Below are 17,692 nucleotides of genomic sequence, written 5' to 3'. Positions count from 1 at the left end.
CTCAAGCCGGTTGCGTGACTTCTACGTCTTCGCCTCCGACACCCCGTTCACCTCCAACGACCCGAACGTCACCAAGACCCAAAGCGGCGTGTGGAACCACCACCAGGCCGAGGCCGCGGGCCAGACCCTGACCCTGCCCGTCAACCGCAACGCCCGCTACATCCGCGTCCAGCTGGTCGGCTCCGACCGGCCGCTGTCCCTCGCCGAAGTCCAAGTCCTCAGCTAACCCACGTCCCAGATCGCGGCGGCCTCGTCCTGGGCGGCCGGAACCAGCTCCTCAGGTGCCGACAGCGGTGAGCAGGCAGGTCGTCGGGGCGGCTCAGGAGCCAGGAGGCCACCTGCCAGCGTGACGAGGGCGACTGGCACGCCGGGCTCTTCGGCCAGGCGGCGCCGCAGGTGTTCACCGTTGGGGTCGGCGGCCCAGCCGTCGCGGCACACGAGCTGGGCACCGGGGTGCTCGCGCCGTGACCGTGTCGATCTGCAGGGGCGCGTACCGGCTGCCGCGCTTGTCGTCCACGCTCGGCGCATGAACGTCCGCCGCCAGTCCGGGCAGACCGGGAGAGAGCTCTCTCGCGTGAGCCGGTTCACTGGGTGGTGAAGAGCGGGCTTTCGAGGTGGTCGAGGGCTTGGCGGACCGCGCCGAGGGCGACGTTCTGTTCGCCGAGGTGCGAAGCCTGGACGGGGATGGGGAACAGGCACAGCTCCTCAAGGCGCCGGCGCAGGGGTTTGAGGAGCGTGTCACCGGCCTGGGAGAGGCCGCCGCCGATGATGACCTTGTCCGGGTCGACGAGAAGGACGGCCGCGGCGATGCCGGTGGCCAGGGCGTCGATGAACCCGGGTTCGTCGAGGGGTTTGCCGGCGGCCAGGGCGTCGCGGGCCTCGTACCAGCGGGCGGCTTCGAGCACGCCGATCTCTCCGGCGGCGCCGTGACGTCCCTCGCGTACGCGCCCGTCGATCAAGATCCCCACTGAGACCTGGTGTCCGGCCAGGATGTAGACGACGTCCGAGGCGTCTCCGGCCGCGCCTCGCCAGTGTTCGGCCAGCGCGCCGAGGTTGGCGTCGTTGCCGACCAGGACGGGGCCTGTGCCGATGCCGGACAGTTCCTGCTTCACGTTGACGCCCGTCCACCCGACCAGGGCGGGGGACCGGACCACCGTGCCGGTGTGGGGGTCGACCGGGCCGGTGGTGCCGACGCCCACGGCCAGGATGTCGGCCAGGCGCACCGAAGAGGCCCGGGCGGCGCGTTTGAGGGCGGTGCGCGCGGCCTGGATGCGATCGGCGTTGCTGAGCTCGGCCGACACCTCGATTCTGTGGCTGCCGCGGACGTTTCCGGCCAGATCGGTGCAGAGTGCGAGCACCTTGTGGATGCCGATGTCGACGCCCAGTACGTAGCCGAGTTCGGAGCGGAACCGGTAGCGCTTGGCCGGCCGGCCGACCGGCCGCGGTGCGTCAGGGTCAGGCTCGATCTCGGCGATCAGCTCGCGTTCGAGCAGTTCGTCGACGGCGTCCTCGGTCGAGGGCCGGGAAACGCCGGCACGCTGCGCGATCTCGGTCAGAGTGAGGCCGCCCGGGGCGTCGTCGTCGGGTGGCCAGGCGGCGTCCGCGTGGATCACGCGCAGGGCCGCCACGGTGGTGGCCCGGCTCAACGGCGCCCCGAACCAGTGCGGGGGAGCACTCTCGATCATCGATTCGTTCTCCGGCCTCTTGACGCTGCGCCCATCGAGTGTCACCATCCTAACGCTCGACAAAATATTAAATCTATCATGTTTATTATCTAGACTGTAGCAGCTCCGGAATCCCGGGGCTCCCATGCCGGGCCGGATGCGCTCTTCCAGGGAAAGGCCGTAACACGTCACGCCTCAGTCCCGAGCCGCGCTGTCCTGCCCGGCCGCCCCTTGGCATCTCCCGGCGGTCGGACTGGCGGCTCCGCTGCTCGGCCTCGGCCACGGTGCCTGCAACATCGACCATGCCCGCCGAAGCGGTGGTATCGGCAGGCGACCTCGCCGACGGCTGGAACGCACCGAGCGGCCTGTTACCCGCACGAGATGACTGCGACCCATCCGTCCCGTCTGTCGCGCCGTGACCTCATCAAGGACCTGGGCACGGTCCTGCCTGATCAGGGGATCAAGCTCATCGTCTACGTCACCGGCGACGCCATCCAGAACGACGACTACGCCCGGACGCAGCTATGCGGCCCGGCACAGGCCATGGGCGAGCGGAACGCCACCTACCAAGCCAACTGGCTGAAGGTGGTGAAGACATGGGCGCAGCAATGGGGAACCGATGTCGACGCTCGCCGAAGTTCAGATCCTCGGCTAGCGCCACTCCAGACCGTTCCGACTCCCGGCCTGCCAGTCCCCACCACTTGATCAAGCGGCTGTCGCGCCGGCGCTTCCCTCAACGCACGCGTACGCGCTGGCGGGCTCGGAGTACCACAGGGTGTCGGGGTTCCCGGCCGCTGCGGCGGCGGGTGAGGATACGGCGACCGGCTGGAGTGCGGCAAGGCCGAACACGTCGGGGGCCTCGGTGCCATGGCCCCATTCCTGGCCGATGAAGGTGTTGGGTCCGAAGTGGACGAACCCGTTCCGGCGCCGATGCGGGTACGCGCCTTCTTGGGCGTACTGCGGCGCTGGGGAGCGCCGTGGCGGTGCTCCCCAGCGGGGGTTGGTTGGTTTGGGATCGGATCAGGACGGGATGCGCCACTGCTGGTTGGGGACGCCGACGCAGTCCCAGACCTGCAGCTTCGTGCCATCAGTCGTTCCGCCACCCCGGGCGTCGAGACACTTGCCCAGCCCCTTGAACTGGCTCGTGGCCGGGTCGTACGTCCACTGCTGGGCGGGGACGCCCGTGCAGGTGTAGAGCTGCACCGCGGTCCCGTTGGCACTGGAGCCACCGCGGACGTCCATGCACTTGCCCATGGCTCGCACGGAGCCGTCCGGATGGACGGTCCACTCCTGGGCGGAGGAGCGGTTACAGGTGTACAGCTGCAGCTGGTTGCCGTCGGTGGCGGAGCCCCCGGGAATGTCGACGCACTTGCCGCTGGGCACGCCGGTGATGGAACCGATCGTCATGAGCGGCGGAATCGCGGTCGTGAGGGTCGCAGCGTGCAGGGTGACGTTGCTGTCGGGACCGCTGTAGGCCGTGTCCTCCACGTACTTGACGGTCAGGGTCTGCCCGTCGGACCGGGCTGCGTAGGTGACGTCCGCGACGCCGTATCCGTTGCCGGACGGGGAGTCGAGGTAGCCGTCGTAGACCGCGGCGCTGTCGTCGCTGAGCGAGGCGGTCAGCTTCCCCTTCGCCGACCACGCGCCCAGGTAGATCCTGAGACGTTGTGGCACCGTCGAGGCCGGTGCGGTGATCCGGAAACCGTTTCCGGCTGACCGGACGAAGACCGCCGACGGCGTGGCCGTCGCCGAGGACGTCGGGGCGCCACCGGTCCAGCTGTAGGTCACCCTGCTGTCGTTGAGCCGGAGCACCGGGTTGCTGCCGATCGTGGTGAGGTTGCTGATGGCTTGGGTGACGCCGGCCTTGTGGTCGAAGCCGGTGGCGGAGTTCAGGCCCCAGTGCGCCCAGTCGGTCGTGCCCTGGGCCGCGAGGTCGACGGTGCCCGCAGGCTGGGTGGCGACCGAGCCGCTGAGCACGCCCCCGGTGACCGCGCCCTGCGGGGCGATCGTGTAGCGGCCACCGGCTCCGGTGGTGAAGGTGTGGCGGTCGCCGTTCTGGGTGGTGACCAGGGTGGCGCCGGCGGCGTCCGTGACGGTGATCGCGCGCCCGGGCCACGGGTTGAGGACCGTCACCGGACCGCCCGCGTTGTCCGCGGTGATGGAGACGTTGGACACGCTCGTGCCGTTGTGGTCGGCGCTGACCAGGAAGCCGCCCTGGACGCGCAGGTTGCTGAAGTGCCCGGGCCGGCCCGCCGGGTAATCCGGGAACAGCCGGATCGTGCCGTTCACCGACTGCAGCATCATCGCGTTGATCGCGTCGATGGCACTGATCGACTCCAGACCGCCGGCATCGATGCTGCTGGTCTGGTTGGTCTGCATGATGGTACTGATGCGATGCTTGAGCTGTGCGAACAGGGGCGCCGCGGGGTAGCCGACGCGGGCGGCGATCCCGTAGGTCTTGGCGAAGTTGTTGGCCTGGCCCCAGGAGTCCATCGCGTCGAGGGTGTCGATCGCGGCCTGGCGCTGCGCGGCCGGAGAGTCGAGGTCGAGCTGGTCGAGTGGGTGGATCCACTCCAGATTGCAGACCGTCCGGCCCAGCAGGGAGGTGAACGCGGTGTCGTAGTCGCTGGTGTACACGGTCTTGCCGTTGTAGGTGCTGGTGGCGTACGCGGGAAGGTTGTCGAGGATGTCCTGCCACGCTGGGCGCATCGAGGCGTCCACGCCCAGGACCTGGCTGTACTTCAGCGCGGACTTGAGGATCATGTTGATCGCGCCGAGGCTGACCGAATCGTCATGCGTCCACATGCCCTCGTAGGGGGCACCCATGAGGTGGTACTTGCCGTCCGCCTGCTTCGCTCCGAGGTAGTCCTGCCAGAACTGCGCCAACTGCTGGACGAACGGGTACAGCGTCTGGCTCAGGTACGGCTTGTCCGGCGAGTAGTCGTACCGGTAGATCATGGGGACGGCAGCGTAGCTGGCGATGAACGACTGGTTCCAGTAGCCGGAGTAGACCGTCGATCCCCAGGGCCCGATCCCCAGCGTATACAGGTATCCACGGGTGGACGGCGGGACGGCGGCCTTGAAGGCCGCCGAGATGTACTCGCCGTCCGTGGGCACCGACTGCAGATTGGCGATGTTGGCCTTGGCCGTGTCCTGGTAGTCGACGATCGCCTGGATGTAGGGATCGGCCGTCTCCGGACGGTTGCTGGAGAACACGCCGTAGTACGGGGATTCGCCGTTGTAGTTGAGGAAGTACGATCCGTACCACATCGGCGTGTCCTTCGTGACCCAGCCCCACATGTTGGGAGCCTGGTGGCCGGCCCGGGCGGAGCTGCCCATCAGGTACTGCGAGCCGTAGTAGTACCTCTCGACGGTGGCGTCGTAGACGCGGACGTAGGACTTGAGCCAGTACGCCTTCCACCAGGCCCGGTGGTCGGTCAGCAGGGACGCCACCGCCGCGGTGTCCATGCCGCCGACGGCGCTCTGCGCGTCGGTGATGTGCGTGGTGGCGTTCTTGCCACCCCGCACGGCGGAGACGACCGTCACGGTCTGGCCTGGACTGACGGTGAACTCCGCCGTCGAGGTGCCGGAGGAGTTCGTGCGCAGGGCGGCCGTGGCGCCGAGGACTCGGGTGGCGACCGCGGCCCGGGACACCCATTGGCTGCCGCTGACCTGGGCGGTGGAGCGGGCCGCCCACAACGTCGAACCGCTGATCCCCGACGAGGCCGGGTAGGCGGCGTTGTCGGCCTTGGTCGCTACGTCCATGTTCAGCACCACCGGACTGGTGCCGGTCGTGGAGATCTCGGTGACCAGCATGTCCCCGTTGGTGTCCGAGGTGTAGCTGCGGGTGTGGATCGGTGCCCCGTTGATCCACACGTCCGACCGCACCTCGGCGTTCAGCAGGTCCTGGGTCTGACTGTACGTCGTCCCGCTGTCGCTGCCGGAGGCCGGACGGTACAGCTTGATACTGCCCAGGGTGATCGGGAAGACCTTCTCCTTGCCGGGGGAGCTGGTCCAGAAGTCGTTCTTGGACAGGTACAGGGTCTGGCTGTGCGTGTCGCCGCCGACGGAGACCGTCAGGTCACCGTTGCCCATCAGCGGCCCGTCGGGCTCCAGGTCGGTGGTGGACCTGGTGGGGGGCGCGCTCCACGTGGGGCTCAGGCCCGGCAGGAATCCCTGGATCGCGGCCCAGTCCGCGTCGCTGCCCGCCGCGGCCCCCGCGGTGACGGCCGCCGCGGGGGAGGCGAGGCCGGGCCACGCCTGGCTGACCGGAACTGTCAGGGCGAGCGCGGCGATCAGCGCCGGTACGCCCAGCCTTGTGTGTCTCATGGAGTGGGGGCTCCTTCTGCGAGGTGTTTCGGCGAGTGGGCTCGTGCAACCTCTGTGAGTGGTGCTTGTTGCCGGACCCCGGTGTCGGGGTCCTCCGCTGCCTTCGGGCCAGGGATCGGGGCGGCGGACGGGGGGATCAGAGCTCGGCGACGGCTCCGGCGTAGCGGACCCGCTCTGCAGCGAAGACCACACGGTGGCTGGCCAGGCTGGCGTCGATGCTTCAGACGATGAGCTCGGGGCGGTCGCCGCGCACGGCGTCGAGGTAGGCGTTGACCGCCGCCTCGTCACCGCCCGCGTGTCACCCGGCGGCTGATGATCCGTCGAGCGAGGTGTCGTGGACGGTGCGGGTCTGGGTACGGAAGTCGTGGACGTCGATGAGGCGACCGTCTCCGGCGAGTTGCCCGCAGGTGCTGAAGATCTTGGTGTGGCAGTTCTCCAGCGGGGGGAATGCGGTCAGGGTGAAGGAGGCGGTCATGCCGCCGTCGAATCCCATGTTCACCACCTGGCGGCGGGAACCTTGAGGAGCTGGGCCACCCTGTCGATCAGCATCTTTCGGTGCTGGCCGGGGCGACCGTGCAAGAAGCGATGATTGAGGTGCTCGGCCTGGCTAGCCTCAGCCAACACGACCAGATCGTCGTACCAGTCGCCATTTGGCGTAGTGCGGTGTTCTGCCCGGCGGACAGCTGGAGCCAGCCCGCACCGACCGACTTCAGTTGCTGGACGAGTCCCGTGATGTCGAAGTTGTCGACTCGGGTGTTCCGTTCCGTGGGCCTTGGCATGTCGTCGATGCCGAAGTAGCCGTCCGCGCAACCCGGGTGGGCAACCCTCGGCCACGTAGTGCACTCGGCCGCCGGACCACCGGCGGCCGAGACCGGCGTGGTCGGGATCCAGACCACGCCGACGCCGAGCACGAGCGCGGCCAGTCTTGCCAGGATCGATCTAGTCGGATCGGTCTGCGTGATGTCATCGGCTTTCCTCTGTGGGGGGTGGGCTGCGTTCTGTCCCCGGCCGGCTTCTGCGGTGCTGCCGACTGTGGTCTGCAGGTCAGGGTCGGTCAGCACGCTGCTCACGGCTAGGCAGCGTTCAGGAGTCGGAGCAGTCCGCGGGTGCCGCTGACGGTCCGAGGTTTCAGTGACATGACATTGAGTTAATAAAGAAGATGAGGTTAATATTTGGGAGCGCGCAAGGATCGTGGCACTCGGAGAGCGCAACGTCAAGAGGTCGGAAAAGGAAGAGCTACGAACCCGCCGCCCGCGCGTCCGGCATCCGTTTGGCCGACGCCTGCCCGGTCTTCGCCAATGGCTGTCGCCCGCATGTGCGGCATCTATTGGGGCCGGCTCATCGGCGGGTCTCGTATTCCAGTCGGCACCAGACGCTCGCGGGCGTTCGGATTCTCGCGGTCGCCCAGCAACTCGGCTGCCGGCGGAGTCGACGGATCGTCGGGGGATGCATCGCCCGGCCGGCGCTCACCACCATCCGCCAGCCGATGGTGCGGACGGGCCGTGCCGCGGTCGACATCCTCATCAGCCGGCTTGAGCGCCGACGTGAATCTCGCAGCTGCCTGCAGCTGCCGGAGCGATTGGTGGTGCGGGAGAGTTGCGGCTGCTCGCTGGTCTGAAGGAGGGCGTGAAACCAGCGCCGGACCGACGGCAAACGAAACCTCATCAGGGATACCCGCCTGAGCGCAGTCCGCCCCGGCGGAGAGGCATACGCCAAAGACACCCTCAGCCGGCAGTTCTCCATCCGACCGACGGTGCCGGAGTACTGACGCTGCACCCCGATAGTCGCGCAGGTCGGCGTCGCACCTCGCCGGGATCCCAGCGCGGCTCCACCCGTCCCGTGTGTCCAGGCCAGACACCCGCACCCGAAGATCAACAGTAGATCGCTCATCCGGCATGAGCCCTTACTAGGGATCACGCAACCTGGCGGTAGTACTGGCAGCCCTCCTCAACGGCCTGGACCAACCCTGACCTGACGCTCTCCGCAACCCTTGGTGCTCTCAGTGGGCACGATCACGTTCGGCGACGAGCTGGATGGCCACGTCGATGATCATGTCTTCCTGGCCGCCCACGTAACCGGCCTGGCCCACGCGCTGGAGGATCTCGTGGGCCGGCACGTCATAGCGTTCGGCGGCGCGCTCGGCGTGGAGCAGGAAGCTGGAGTACACACCGGCGTGTCCCTGCGTGATCGCCGACCGGTCCGCGAACGGCAGTCGGGGCAGGAACGGCTTGGCCACGTCCTCGGCAGCCGCCAGAACGCCCTGCACGTTCACACCGGTCGGAATGCCGAGCCGGTCGAAGGTGGCCGCGAGCACCTCGGTGGGCGCGTTGCCGGCCCCGGCGCCGAGCGCGCACAGCGCCCCGTCGATCTGCGTGGCGCCGTTCTGAGCGGCGAGCACGGAGTTCGCGATCCCCAGGGACAGGTTCTGGTGACCGTGGAAGCCGACCTGCGCGTCAGAGCCGATTTCGGCCACCAGAGCGCTGATGCGCTCCTGGGCTTCGCCGAGCACGAGCGCTCCCGCGGAGTCCACGACGTAGACGCACTGCGCACCGCCGTCGACCATGATCCGAGCCTGTGCGGCGAGCGCCGCGGGAGCGATGCGGTGCGACAGCATGAGGAAGCCGACCGTCTCCATGCCGAGTTGCCGTGCTGCCGCGAAGTGCTGCAGGGACACGTCGGCCTCGGTGCAGTGGGTCGCTATCCTGGCCACCGAGGCGCCCGCGTCCCGCGCCAGCTTGAGGTCCTCGACGGTGCCCAGGCCGGGCAGCAGCAGTACGGCGATCTTGGCAGACTTCGCCTCGTCCACTGCGGCGGCCACGAGCTTGACGTCGTCCTCCAGCGAGAAGCCGTAGTTGAACGACGACCCGCCCAGGCCGTCACCGTGGCTGACCTCGATGACCTCGACGCCGGCCCGGTCCAGGGCGTGGACGACCCCCCGCACCTGCTCCTCGGTGAAGCGGTGGGCCATGGCATGGCTGCCGTCGCGCAGGGTGGAGTCCGTGATCCTGATCTTCGAGGTCATGCGGCGGCCCTCTCCTGGGCGAGTTGCTCGCCCACCTGGGCGGCGGCTGCGGTCATGATGTCGAGGTTGCCTGCCCAGGCGGGCAGGTAGTCGCCGTTGCCGCGGACTTCGAGGAAGACCGCCACCCGGCCCCAGCCGTTCCATGCCTCCCGGGGGTCGTCGAACTGCGGCTCCGCGCGCAGGGTGTAGCCCGGCACGTACGCGGCGACCCGGGCGACCATCCGATGGACGGAGGCGGCGATGGCCTTGGTGTCGGCGTCGGGCGGGATGGCGCAGAACACCGTGTCCCTCATGATCATCGGAGGGGCGACGGGGTTCAGGATGATGATTGCTTTGCCCCGGCTCGCGCCGCCCACGTGTTCGATGGCCCTGGCCGTGGTCTGGGTGAACTCGTCGATGTTGGCCCTGGTGCCTGGCCCGGCCGAGCGGGAGGCGATCGAGGCGACGATCTCGGCGTAGGGGACGGGCACGATCGTGGAGACGGCGTGGACGATCGGGATCGTGGCCTGGCCGCCGCACGTGATCATGTTGAGGTTCGGCACGGCGGACAGGTCGTGCAGGTTGACCGGAGGGCACACGTACGGTCCGACGGCGGCGGGGGTCAGGTCGATGGCGGTGATTCCGGCCTCGCGGTAGCGAGGCGCGTTGGCGAGATGGGCCTTGGCGGAGGTGGCCTCGAAGACGAGGTCAGGCAGGTTCTGCAGGCTCAGGAGCCAATCGAGGCCACCTGCCGAGGCCGGGACACCGAGCGTGCGGGCGCGGGCCAGGCCCTCCGAGGCCGGGTCCACGCCCACCACCGAGTGCACGTTGTCGGCGCCTTGAACAGGCGCGGTGGACGGTTGTCCTCGAGGACCACGAGATCGGTGAAGGTTCCCCCGACATCCGTGCCGACGAAGAACCGCACGGCGGTATCCGTCGTTGTTCCCACACTGGGCTCCCTACGGATTCGCGCTGCGACAAGCGAAGGTGTCGTACGTGTAGCCGCTGAGTAACGGCTGTTTTGCGTTGCGCCCACTCTGTAGTGACCGGAACGTCACGACAATGGAGCAATCCGCACAGCGGATCAGGCCCGCACAGGTGTGGCCCGTGCTGAGACGACGAGGTAGGCGTCGCGGCCTTGAACGGCTCGCGCAACGCCGACCTTCACCATGCGCCTCTGCAACGCCGCGGGGCTACGAGGTCTCGTCGCCTGCTGACGCCGGCAAGGGTGTTGGACGGCGCCGTGCCACCTCACGCTTGGCGGCCGTCAGCGCCTCGCTCCTTCACGAGGCCGGCGGCCTTGAGCCAGATCGCCCGGCGCTGAGCGATGGGTCATGCGGGTTCCCCGGACACTTCGGAAAGGACGCACTGGGCGACGCCGAACGCCGCGTTGGCGGCAGGGACCCCGCAGTAGATCGCGCTCTGCAGCAGCACCTCGCCGATCTCGTCGGGGGTGAGACCGTTGCGCAGGGCGGCGCGGACGTGCAGGGCGAGCTCGTCCAGGTGGCCGTGCGCGACCAGCGCGGTGAGGGTGACGCAGCTTCTGGTGCGCCGGCCGAAGCGGGCCGACGAGCAGACCATCGCCAGCGACAGGACTCTTCCGGGTCGGCGGGCGGCCAGGGTGGCGCCGATCGCGCCGCCGAGGGAGATGCCTGCGTAGTGGAAGGCATCGAGGCCGAGCGCGTCGGCGAGCTCCAGCACGAGCCCGGCGAGGTCGTCCACGCTGCTGACGTCCTGAACGGGCGAGCCGCCGTGGCCCGGCAGGTCGAAGCGGACCACGCGGAACCGGTGCGCGAGCGCGGTGAGCTGAGGCTCCCACACGCGGGCCGAGGTGCCGAGCGACGGGCCCAGGATGATCGGCGAGCCGTGTTCCGGGCCGTCCAGCCGGTGCTGCAACAACGTCACTTCTCCTCCAGCGCCCGGTCCACGAGGACGGCGGCGGCGCCGGGCGTACCGGCGACGGCCAGGTTGGCGCGCATGCGGGCGGGGTGCACCCGCAGGCCGGCGACCAGTTCCGTGGCGTCGCGGGCGGCGCCGGCGACCAGGCGCAGCGCCTCGCGCAGCGGCTGCCATTCGGCGTGCCAGGCGCCGGGCGGACGTTCGTCCTCGGCGGCGAGCGAGGCGTACAGGACGGCGGACAGCGCGGGCACCTGCCGAGCCGCCGCCGCGATCATCGTGGCCCGCACGGGGTTGTGCTTGTGCGGCATCGACGACGACCCGCCGCCGACGCCCTCCGACACCTCGCCGATCTCGGTACGGGACAACACCAGCACGTCGGCGGCGAGCTTCCCCAGCGCCCCTGACGCGAACGCCAGCGCCCCGGCCAGGTCGGCGACCGGGGCGCGCAGCACATGCCAGGGCAGCGGCGGCGCGACGAGGCCAAGCTCGGCGGCGAACCGGGCGGGCGCGGCTGACGCGATGTCGCGGTCGCCGAACCGTTCCAGCGTTCCGGCCGGGCCGCCGAGCTGGGCGGGCAGGGCGTGGCGGACGGCGCTGAGGCGGTCGCGGGCGTCGATCGCCAGGGCGCGCCAGCCCGCCGCCTTGAGCCCGAAGGTGGTGGGGACGGCCTGCTGGGTGAGGGTCCGCGCGGCCATCGGGGTGTCGCGGTGCGCGGCGGCCAGCGTGGTGAGCCCGGCGACGACGCGTTCGACGTCGTCCAGGACCGCGCCGAGGGCCCGATGGGCGATCAGCATGAGCGCGGTGTCGAGGATGTCCTGGCTGGTCGCGCCCTTGTGCATGTGGTCACCGTGCGGGCCGGCGGCGGCGCGCAGGTCCTCCACCAGCGGGATGACGGGATTGCCGCCCGCGCGGGCCCGCTCCGCGATGCCGGGCAGGTCGAAGGCGTCGGCACGGGCGACGGCGGCCACGGCCTCGGCGGCCTCCTCGGGCGCGAGCCCGAGCGCGGCCCGCACCCGCGTCAGCGCCGCCTCCGCGTCCAGCATGGCCTGCAGCAACGCCATGTCTCCGGTGGCCTCGATCGCACCCCGCATCGGAGCGAGCAGCCCGAAGTCCGCCGAGTGCGCGCGGCCGGCCGAAGTCCGTGCGGGATCAGCCGAAGTCAAGGAAGACCGTCTCCTTCTCGCCCTGCAGGTGGATGTCGAACCGGTAGACGCCCTCCCGCTCCTCGGCCGCGACCAGCGTCCGCCCGCGCTCGGGCGGCAGCGCGTCGAGGAAGGCGTCGTGCCGCAGGTAGATGCGGGTGTAGAGGTGGTGCAGCAGGCCGCGGGCGAACACGCACACGCTGATGTACCCGTTCCCGGGGTCGAGCGTGCGCAGCGTCCAGTGGCCGTCGGCGTCCGTGGGGACGCGGCCGAAACCGGTGAAGTCGACGCCGTTCCTGCCGATGATCGAGCCGTCCACAGGGTCGCGCCGGAGCGTGCCGGGCGCGCCGGACAGGCCACCCGCGGGGTCGGCCTGCCAGAACTCCAGCAGCGCGTCGGGGACCGGGTCGCCCGCGCCGTCATACACCCGGCCGTGGACCGTGATCCCGCCGAGCGCGATGTTGCCGCCCCCCGGGAAGGGCAGCGCGTAGCCGTAGAACGGGCCGACGGTCTGTGAGGGGGTGGGGTTCATCGGCCTTCCTCCATCCAGGTCGCGGCGGGGCCGTCGAGGACGATGTCCCACCGGTAGCCGAGCGACCACTCCGGCTTGGACAGGTCGTGGTCGTAGGCGGCCACCAGCCGCTGCCTGGCGCGCTCGTCGGTGACGGAGTTCAGGATCGGGTCGTAGGGGAACAGCGGGTCGCCCGGGAAGTACATCTGGGTGACCAGCCGCTGGGTGAAGGCCGTGCCGAACACCGAGAAGTGGATGTGCGCGGGCCGCCAGGCGTTGAGGTGGTTGCGCCAGGGGTAGGCGCCGGGCTTGATCGTGGTGAACGCGTAGCCGCCGTCGTCGTCGGTGAGGCAGCGGCCGACGCCGGTGAAGTTCGGGTCGAGCGGCGCGGGGTGGTCGTCGCGCTGATGCGGGTAGCGGCCCGCGGCGTTGGCCTGCCAGATCTCCACGAGCTGGCCGCGTACCGGACGGCCGTGTCTGTCGAAGACGCGGCCGTGCACGGTGATGCGCTCGCCCATCGGCTCGCCCAGGTGCTGCCGGGTCAGGTCGGCGTCGAGCGCGGTGACGTCGGTGACGCCGAAGACGGGGCCGGTCAGCTCGGCCGCCTCGGGGTCCTTGAGCGGGACCAGCGGCTGCTTCGGGTGCCGCAGCGCGGTGCTGCGGTAGGGGGCGTAGTCGCGGTCGGGGTGGTGGGCCTGCGCGCCCTCACGGGCGGCGCGGATCGCGGCGATCTCCAGGTCGATGTCGGCCTGGGGGAGGGGTGTGGACATGACGCTACCTTTCGAGTACGACGGCCAGCCCCTGGCCGACGCCGATGCAGAGAGAGGCGAGGCCTCGTCCACGCTGTCCTGCCCGGTGCGCTCCACCAGCGCCCGGACCACGTGTGCGGCGAGGTCGTCGGGGCGGACCCCGGACAGCGCGCCGCCGTGACGGCCGAACGGCGTGCGTACGGCATCGACGATGTAGACGTCCTTCATGCCAGAACCTCCGCGTCGGTGCGGTCGCGCAGCTGTTCCACGCTCACGCCCGGCGCGCACTCCACCAGCGTGAGCCCCTGCTCGGTGATGTCGAGGACACCGAGGTCGGTGATGATCCGGTGGACGCACGCCCCGCCGGTGAGCGGCCCTGTTACCCGCCTACCTCACCCTGCTGATCACCGACCGGGGGCCCGGCCCGATCCGCCGGGCGCTGGTCCTGGCGGCGGCGATGACCGCCGGATTCGTCACCGTCTTCGGCCTGTTCGGGCTGGTCGTGACCGTGCTGGCGGTGTCGGTGGGCGGCTACCTGCCGTGGGCGACGCTGGTCATCGGGGTGGTTCTGGTCGGGCTGGGCCTGTGGTTGTTGTCCGGCCGGGAGCTGGTGCTGCGCCTGCCGGGCCTGGGCACCGGCCGTCCCACCACCTCACCGCTGTCGCTGTACGGCTACGGACTGTCGTACGCGGTGGCCTCCTTGTCGTGCACGGCGGGGCCGTTCCTGGCGGTCACCTCGGCCGCGTTGTCCGGCGCTGGACTGGGCGGCGGGGTGGCGGCATTCACCGCATACGCGCTGGGCATGGGCCTGATCGTCGCGGTCTTGTCGCTGGCGGTGGCACTGGCCCGCGCCACCGCCGTGGCCCGGTTGCGGCGGCTGCTGCCGTACGTGTCCAGGGCCGGCGGCGCCCTGCTCATCCTCGCGGGCCTGTACGTGCTGTATTACGGCTGGTACGAGCTGCGCGTCTTCGCGGGCCGGGACGCCGACGATCCGATCGTGGGCGTGGTGACCGCCGTGCAGGCGAGCGTCGCCGGCTGCGTGGCCGCGCTCGGCCCGGGCCGGCTCTCGCTCGCGTTCGGCCTCCTGCTCGCCTTGGCGACGCTGGTCCTGCGCCGGGCACGCCGCCGTGATCGAGCCCGCTGAACGCCGGTCAGCGATCCCGTCAGCGCTCTGCTCTCGCTTCGGCGCCGCTGGATCTCGGCCATCGTCCGATGGGTCGCCCCGGGCGGCTTGCCGCTCGGGGCCTGCGGTAGCCCTGCGGCAAGGCTTGGACCGGGGGGTTGTGCGGCATGCGCCCACCCTCTATCTTGGAATAGTCGTTCCAAGATAGAGGGGTTGAGGGATGCCCGACATCAAACACTTCGATCCCGACAGCACGCTCGACCAGGTGGTACGCCTGTTCTGGCAGCGCGGGGCCGAGGTAACCGGCATCGCCGAGGTCGTCCAGGCGACCGGGCTTAGCCGTTCCAGCCTGTATGCGACCTTCGGCGGCAAGGCGCAGCTGCAGGCCGCCGCGCTGGGCCGCTATCTGGAGCGGCAGTCGCGGCCCGTGTTCGACGCCCTGGCCGCCGACGACCGCGGCGTGCCGGCCATCGACGCGTTTTTCGAGCGGCTGGTGGCGGCCCGCTGCAGGGGCGAGCACGCTCGCTGGGGCTGCCTGGTCACCAACACCCACGCCACGGCCAGCGGCGATCTGCCGGGGATCCGGGAAACTCTGGATCACCACCACGACGCGCTGAGGGCGGCGATGGGAGCCGCGCTGGAGAAGGCGCGTACGAAAGGCCAGCTCCGGTCCGGTCTGGATCTGGAAGCGGCCGCCGAAGCGCTGACACTGCAGGCCTACGCGGTCAATCTGCGCTCGCGGGCCGGCGCCGAGGCGGGCCTCCTGCTCGCCGGTGTGCGCGCCGTGCTTGACGGTTTCACCACTACCGAGGAGAGATGATGAGCGATTTTCGTGTGTATGACGACAGCGACGCCCCTGAGGCGGCCCGGCCGATGCTGGAGGCGGCCAAGAAGCGGATGGGGTTCGTGACCACGCTGAACGGGGTGATGGCCGAGTCGCCGGAACTGCTGGCCGGCTACAACGCGCTGGCCGAGCAGTTCGGCAGGTCGTCGCTGCCGGCGGCGGCCAAGCAGGTGGTGCTGATCACGGCCAGCGTGGCCAACGGTTGCGAGTACTGCGTGGCCGCGCACTCCACCCTGGCGCTGCGCGCCCGGGTGCCGGCCGAGGTGGTCGAGGCCCTGCGTGCGGGCCGGCCGCTGGCCGACGAGGCACTGGAGGCGGTGCGCCGCCTGACCCGTGCGATGGTGGTGCAGCGCGGCTGGGTGGACGAGGCCGAGATCGAGGCGTTCCTGGCCGCCGGGCACACCCGCCGCCAGGTGCTGGACATCGTGCTCGGGGTCGGGATGAAGACGCTGTCGAACTACACCAACCACATCGCCTGCACCCCGCTGGATCCGGCCTGGGCCGGCCAGGAGTGGACCAGGCAACAGGCGGCAGTGTAATCCGTGCCGATCAGGCCCCAGCGTCGACACGGTGCAACCGGGCGACGCCAGGGCTCCTCCGGCTCGGCCCTTGGCCACTCACCGCTGAAGACGGCCACGAGGGTGGCCGTCTTCAGCGGTGATGCTCGGCGCGCCGCTGACCGGACGGCCTTGTGGAGATCGGGTGGCGCTTCGGTATCGCGGCCGGCTCGCCGCTGATCACGTGAGGCATCTGGGCCGGGCGAACGCCTCGCGGGCCGCCTGGACCTCGGACCGGATGACGCACTCCTTGACATGATCGTTGATCAGCCCCATGGCCTGCAGGAACGCGTACACGGTGGTCGGCCCGACGAACTTCCAGCGCTGCTTGCGCAGATCCTTCGACAGCGCGATCGAGGCTGGGGACGTCGAGACGGACTGCGGTTCGGGCAGCTCGCTCTCATCGGGCTCGTAGCGCCAGACGAACGCCGCCAGGCTGCCCTCCCGGTCGATCAACTCCTCAGCGCGGCGGGCGTTGTTGACGACGGCCTCGATCTTGCCTCGATGGCGGACGATCCCGGTGTCCTGCAGCAGGCGCTCCACGTCGCGCTCGCCGAAGCGGGCGACGCAGGAAATGTCGAAGCCGGCGAAGGCGGCGCGGAAGTTCCCCCGCTTGGCCAAGATGGTGCGCCAGCTGAGCCCGGACTGGAAGCACTCCAGGCTGAGCTTCTCGAACAGCCGGGTGTCATCGCCCACGGGGAATCCCCACTCGGTGTCGTGGTAGGCGAGGAATTCCGGGGCGCCGCCGCTCCACGGGCAGCGCGGCTCGCCGTCCGGGCCGAGGAACGGCGCCGTCACAGCAGGAAGTTCAGCCGCTCGTCCGCCGTGCCCGGCGCGATGTCGATGATCTCCGCGCTGACGACGTTCTCGGCCACGAAGGGGTCATCGTTCACCCGCTTCTCCAGCTCCTCAAGCGAGGTGCCGTGCGCCAGGACCGCGCCGCCGAGCCCGGGCCGGATGCTGCCGACCAGCAGGAACACGCCGTCGTCCAGGCCGCGCCTGATCCACTCCTGGTGGCCGCTCATGTGCAGACCGGCGGCATCCTTGTTCCCTGCGAACCGGAGCAGGACCACGAACATCAGATCTCTCATTTCCCGTAGGTGCTCAGCCAGTCGCGCATCCGGCCGACTTCGCGCCGGACGAACTCCTCGTCGCGGAAGGCGTGGGACAGCACGGCGACGCCCTGGCTGAAGGCGAGCACGTGCATGGCCAGTTCGTCGGCCTGCTCGGCCCGCCCCAGCAGCGTGAACTGCTCACGCAGCCAGTCACGGAACAGCGTGAACAGGCCGCGGGCCTGGCCGCGCATGCTGTGGTCGAGCTTGGCGAGCTCGGTGTTCAAGGTGCCCACCGGGCAGCCGTACTGCTGGATGTCGGCGCCGTTGGTCAGCACGATCTCGACGAAGGCCAGGATGCGGCCGCCGGGAGTGGGCTGCTCGTTCTCCCACTGCTGCAGCATGTGCCGGGTGCCGGCCAGCCGGGACTCGATCACCGCGTCCAGGATCGTGTCCTTGGACTTGAAGTGGTAGTAGAAGTTGCCGCGTGACAGGCCGACCGCCGCGGCGATGTCGGCGAACGAGGTGTGCTCGTAGCCGCGCTGGTAGAACAGCCGGTCGGCTGCTTCGACGATCTGCTCGCGAGTCGCCGCGCCACTCATCGGCTCCTCCTCCTTCGGCTGCCACGCTCACCGGCCGCGCCCCGCTAGGACGCTCGACCTAGAGCACTCTAGGTCGGCCGTCCTAATGCCGTCAAACCGGCCCACGGAGCCGCCGCCGGGCCTCTTGAGCTGCCGGCTCATCGAGGCTTGACGCCTCTAGGACAGTTGACCTAGCGTGACCGCCTCGTAGGACGACCGTCCTAGAGCGTGAACGTAATG

Annotated in this window: 19 protein-coding genes; 6 read left to right on the top strand and 13 right to left on the bottom strand. The window is 69.9% G+C overall.

The genetic code is table 11. The features are described 5' to 3' along the window. Nucleotides 1–226, top strand: a 226-nt coding sequence (locus HTZ77_RS29860; RefSeq protein WP_205303891.1) for a hypothetical protein, incomplete at its 5' end; no start/stop codon positions are given. Between the two features lie 358 nt (nucleotides 227–584). Here HTZ77_RS29860 and HTZ77_RS29855 read toward each other — a convergent pair. Then, nucleotides 585–1,685, bottom strand: a complete 1,101-nt coding sequence (locus HTZ77_RS29855) for an ROK family transcriptional regulator (RefSeq protein ID WP_175593061.1) — start codon at nucleotides 1,683–1,685, stop codon at nucleotides 585–587. 360 nt (nucleotides 1,686–2,045) lie between these two features. On the opposite strand from HTZ77_RS29855, the gene HTZ77_RS29850 reads away from it, so the two are divergent. Continuing rightward, complete coding sequence (locus HTZ77_RS29850) at nucleotides 2,046–2,369, top strand: hypothetical protein (RefSeq protein ID WP_175593060.1); 324 nt, start codon at nucleotides 2,046–2,048, stop codon at nucleotides 2,367–2,369. A 315-nt stretch (nucleotides 2,370–2,684) separates the two neighbouring features. Here the strand turns inward: HTZ77_RS29850 and HTZ77_RS29845 are convergent, their stop codons facing one another. The 3 genes from HTZ77_RS29845 to HTZ77_RS29835 all read right to left on the bottom strand — a co-directional run bounded on the left by HTZ77_RS29845 (nucleotide 2,685) and on the right by HTZ77_RS29835 (nucleotide 7,063). Beyond that, on the bottom strand, nucleotides 2,685–5,993 hold the full coding sequence (locus HTZ77_RS29845) for a ricin-type beta-trefoil lectin domain protein (RefSeq protein WP_175593059.1): 3,309 nt from the start codon (nucleotides 5,991–5,993) through the stop codon (nucleotides 2,685–2,687). Between the two features lie 298 nt (nucleotides 5,994–6,291). Continuing rightward, nucleotides 6,292–6,486, bottom strand: a complete 195-nt coding sequence (locus HTZ77_RS29840) for a hypothetical protein (protein ID WP_175593058.1) — start codon at nucleotides 6,484–6,486, stop codon at nucleotides 6,292–6,294. 49 nt (nucleotides 6,487–6,535) lie between these two features. Next, a complete protein-coding gene (locus tag HTZ77_RS29835; protein WP_175593057.1) occupies nucleotides 6,536–7,063 on the bottom strand; it encodes a hypothetical protein in 528 nt (175 codons plus the stop codon). Nucleotides 7,064–7,152: 89 nt separating this feature from the next. Between HTZ77_RS29835 and HTZ77_RS48805 the strand changes: the two genes are divergently transcribed. Beyond that, nucleotides 7,153–7,611, top strand: a complete 459-nt coding sequence (locus HTZ77_RS48805; protein WP_407940576.1) for a substrate-binding domain-containing protein — start codon at nucleotides 7,153–7,155, stop codon at nucleotides 7,609–7,611. Nucleotides 7,612–7,992: 381 nt separating this feature from the next. On the opposite strand, the gene dmpG is transcribed toward HTZ77_RS48805, so the two are convergent. The 6 genes from dmpG to pcaH all read right to left on the bottom strand — a co-directional run bounded on the left by dmpG (nucleotide 7,993) and on the right by pcaH (nucleotide 13,523). After that, nucleotides 7,993–9,015: a 4-hydroxy-2-oxovalerate aldolase gene (gene dmpG / locus HTZ77_RS29825; protein ID WP_175593055.1), complete on the bottom strand. Its 1,023-nt coding sequence runs from the start codon at nucleotides 9,013–9,015 to the stop codon at nucleotides 7,993–7,995. After that, complete coding sequence (locus HTZ77_RS29820; RefSeq protein ID WP_175593054.1) at nucleotides 9,012–9,821, bottom strand: acetaldehyde dehydrogenase (acetylating); 810 nt, start codon at nucleotides 9,819–9,821, stop codon at nucleotides 9,012–9,014. The genes dmpG and HTZ77_RS29820 overlap by 4 nt, the downstream gene beginning before the upstream one ends. Before the next feature lie 505 nt (nucleotides 9,822–10,326). Beyond that, entirely contained in the window at nucleotides 10,327–10,899 is a 573-nt protein-coding gene (locus HTZ77_RS29815) for an alpha/beta fold hydrolase (RefSeq protein WP_407940575.1), read from the bottom strand. Next, nucleotides 10,896–11,984, bottom strand: coding sequence for a 3-carboxy-cis,cis-muconate cycloisomerase (gene pcaB / locus HTZ77_RS29810; RefSeq protein ID WP_175593053.1), 1,089 nt, complete (start codon nucleotides 11,982–11,984; stop codon nucleotides 10,896–10,898). The genes HTZ77_RS29815 and pcaB overlap by 4 nt, the downstream gene beginning before the upstream one ends. A 58-nt stretch (nucleotides 11,985–12,042) precedes the next feature. Further along, entirely contained in the window at nucleotides 12,043–12,567 is a 525-nt protein-coding gene (gene pcaG / locus HTZ77_RS29805; RefSeq protein WP_175593052.1) for a protocatechuate 3,4-dioxygenase subunit alpha, read from the bottom strand. Then, entirely contained in the window at nucleotides 12,564–13,523 is a 960-nt protein-coding gene (pcaH, locus tag HTZ77_RS29800) for a protocatechuate 3,4-dioxygenase subunit beta (protein WP_235995393.1), read from the bottom strand. The genes pcaG and pcaH overlap by 4 nt, the downstream gene beginning before the upstream one ends. Before the next feature lie 229 nt (nucleotides 13,524–13,752). On the opposite strand from pcaH, the gene HTZ77_RS29790 reads away from it, so the two are divergent. The 3 genes from HTZ77_RS29790 (at nucleotide 13,753) to HTZ77_RS29780 (ending at nucleotide 15,801) form a co-directional block, all read left to right on the top strand. Then, on the top strand, nucleotides 13,753–14,439 hold the full coding sequence (locus HTZ77_RS29790) for a cytochrome c biogenesis protein CcdA (RefSeq protein WP_456237988.1): 687 nt from the start codon (nucleotides 13,753–13,755) through the stop codon (nucleotides 14,437–14,439). Between the two features lie 199 nt (nucleotides 14,440–14,638). Beyond that, nucleotides 14,639–15,238, top strand: coding sequence for a TetR/AcrR family transcriptional regulator (locus HTZ77_RS29785; protein ID WP_175593051.1), 600 nt, complete (start codon nucleotides 14,639–14,641; stop codon nucleotides 15,236–15,238). Continuing rightward, the gene (locus HTZ77_RS29780; RefSeq protein ID WP_175593050.1) at nucleotides 15,238–15,801 is read left to right on the top strand and encodes a carboxymuconolactone decarboxylase family protein; all 564 of its coding nucleotides are present in this window, start codon (nucleotides 15,238–15,240) and stop codon (nucleotides 15,799–15,801) included. The genes HTZ77_RS29785 and HTZ77_RS29780 overlap by 1 nt, the downstream gene beginning before the upstream one ends. 198 nt (nucleotides 15,802–15,999) lie before the next feature. On the opposite strand, the gene HTZ77_RS29775 is transcribed toward HTZ77_RS29780, so the two are convergent. The 3 genes from HTZ77_RS29775 to HTZ77_RS29765 are packed head-to-tail and all read right to left on the bottom strand — an operon-like array spanning nucleotide 16,000 to nucleotide 17,473. Beyond that, nucleotides 16,000–16,617: a DNA-3-methyladenine glycosylase I gene (locus HTZ77_RS29775; RefSeq protein ID WP_175593049.1), complete on the bottom strand. Its 618-nt coding sequence runs from the start codon at nucleotides 16,615–16,617 to the stop codon at nucleotides 16,000–16,002. Further along, nucleotides 16,614–16,898, bottom strand: coding sequence for a YciI family protein (locus tag HTZ77_RS29770; RefSeq protein ID WP_175593048.1), 285 nt, complete (start codon nucleotides 16,896–16,898; stop codon nucleotides 16,614–16,616). The genes HTZ77_RS29775 and HTZ77_RS29770 overlap by 4 nt, the downstream gene beginning before the upstream one ends. A gap of 8 nt (nucleotides 16,899–16,906) precedes the next feature. Further along, nucleotides 16,907–17,473, bottom strand: coding sequence for a TetR/AcrR family transcriptional regulator (locus tag HTZ77_RS29765; RefSeq protein ID WP_175593047.1), 567 nt, complete (start codon nucleotides 17,471–17,473; stop codon nucleotides 16,907–16,909). Between the last annotated feature and the right edge of the window lie 219 nt (nucleotides 17,474–17,692).

Origin of the sequence: Nonomuraea montanisoli, assembly GCF_013363975.1 — a bacterium.
GTDB lineage: Bacteria > Actinomycetota > Actinomycetes > Streptosporangiales > Streptosporangiaceae > Nonomuraea > Nonomuraea montanisoli.
This window is presented reverse-complemented; position numbering and strand designations above follow the sequence as displayed.

Coding starts and splice junctions, on each gene's coding strand:
- HTZ77_RS29850 (WP_175593060.1), top strand. CDS start 2,046: ATGACTGCGACCCATCCGTCCCGTCTGTCGCGCCGTGACCTCATCAAG.
- HTZ77_RS29855 (WP_175593061.1), bottom strand. CDS start 1,685: ATGATCGAGAGTGCTCCCCCGCACTGGTTCGGGGCGCCGTTGAGCCGG.
- HTZ77_RS29790 (WP_456237988.1), top strand. CDS start 13,753: ATGACCGCCGGATTCGTCACCGTCTTCGGCCTGTTCGGGCTGGTCGTG.
- HTZ77_RS29780 (WP_175593050.1), top strand. CDS start 15,238: ATGAGCGATTTTCGTGTGTATGACGACAGCGACGCCCCTGAGGCGGCC.
- pcaG (WP_175593052.1), bottom strand. CDS start 12,567: ATGAACCCCACCCCCTCACAGACCGTCGGCCCGTTCTACGGCTACGCG.
- HTZ77_RS29770 (WP_175593048.1), bottom strand. CDS start 16,898: ATGTTCGTGGTCCTGCTCCGGTTCGCAGGGAACAAGGATGCCGCCGGT.
- HTZ77_RS29785 (WP_175593051.1), top strand. CDS start 14,639: ATGCCCGACATCAAACACTTCGATCCCGACAGCACGCTCGACCAGGTG.
- pcaH (WP_235995393.1), bottom strand. CDS start 13,523: ATGAAGGACGTCTACATCGTCGATGCCGTACGCACGCCGTTCGGCCGT.
- HTZ77_RS29840 (WP_175593058.1), bottom strand. CDS start 6,486: ATGGGATTCGACGGCGGCATGACCGCCTCCTTCACCCTGACCGCATTC.
- pcaB (WP_175593053.1), bottom strand. CDS start 11,984: ATGCGGGGTGCGATCGAGGCCACCGGAGACATGGCGTTGCTGCAGGCC.
- HTZ77_RS29845 (WP_175593059.1), bottom strand. CDS start 5,993: ATGAGACACACAAGGCTGGGCGTACCGGCGCTGATCGCCGCGCTCGCC.
- HTZ77_RS48805 (WP_407940576.1), top strand. CDS start 7,153: ATGAGGTTAATATTTGGGAGCGCGCAAGGATCGTGGCACTCGGAGAGC.
- dmpG (WP_175593055.1), bottom strand. CDS start 9,015: ATGACCTCGAAGATCAGGATCACGGACTCCACCCTGCGCGACGGCAGC.
- HTZ77_RS29765 (WP_175593047.1), bottom strand. CDS start 17,473: ATGAGTGGCGCGGCGACTCGCGAGCAGATCGTCGAAGCAGCCGACCGG.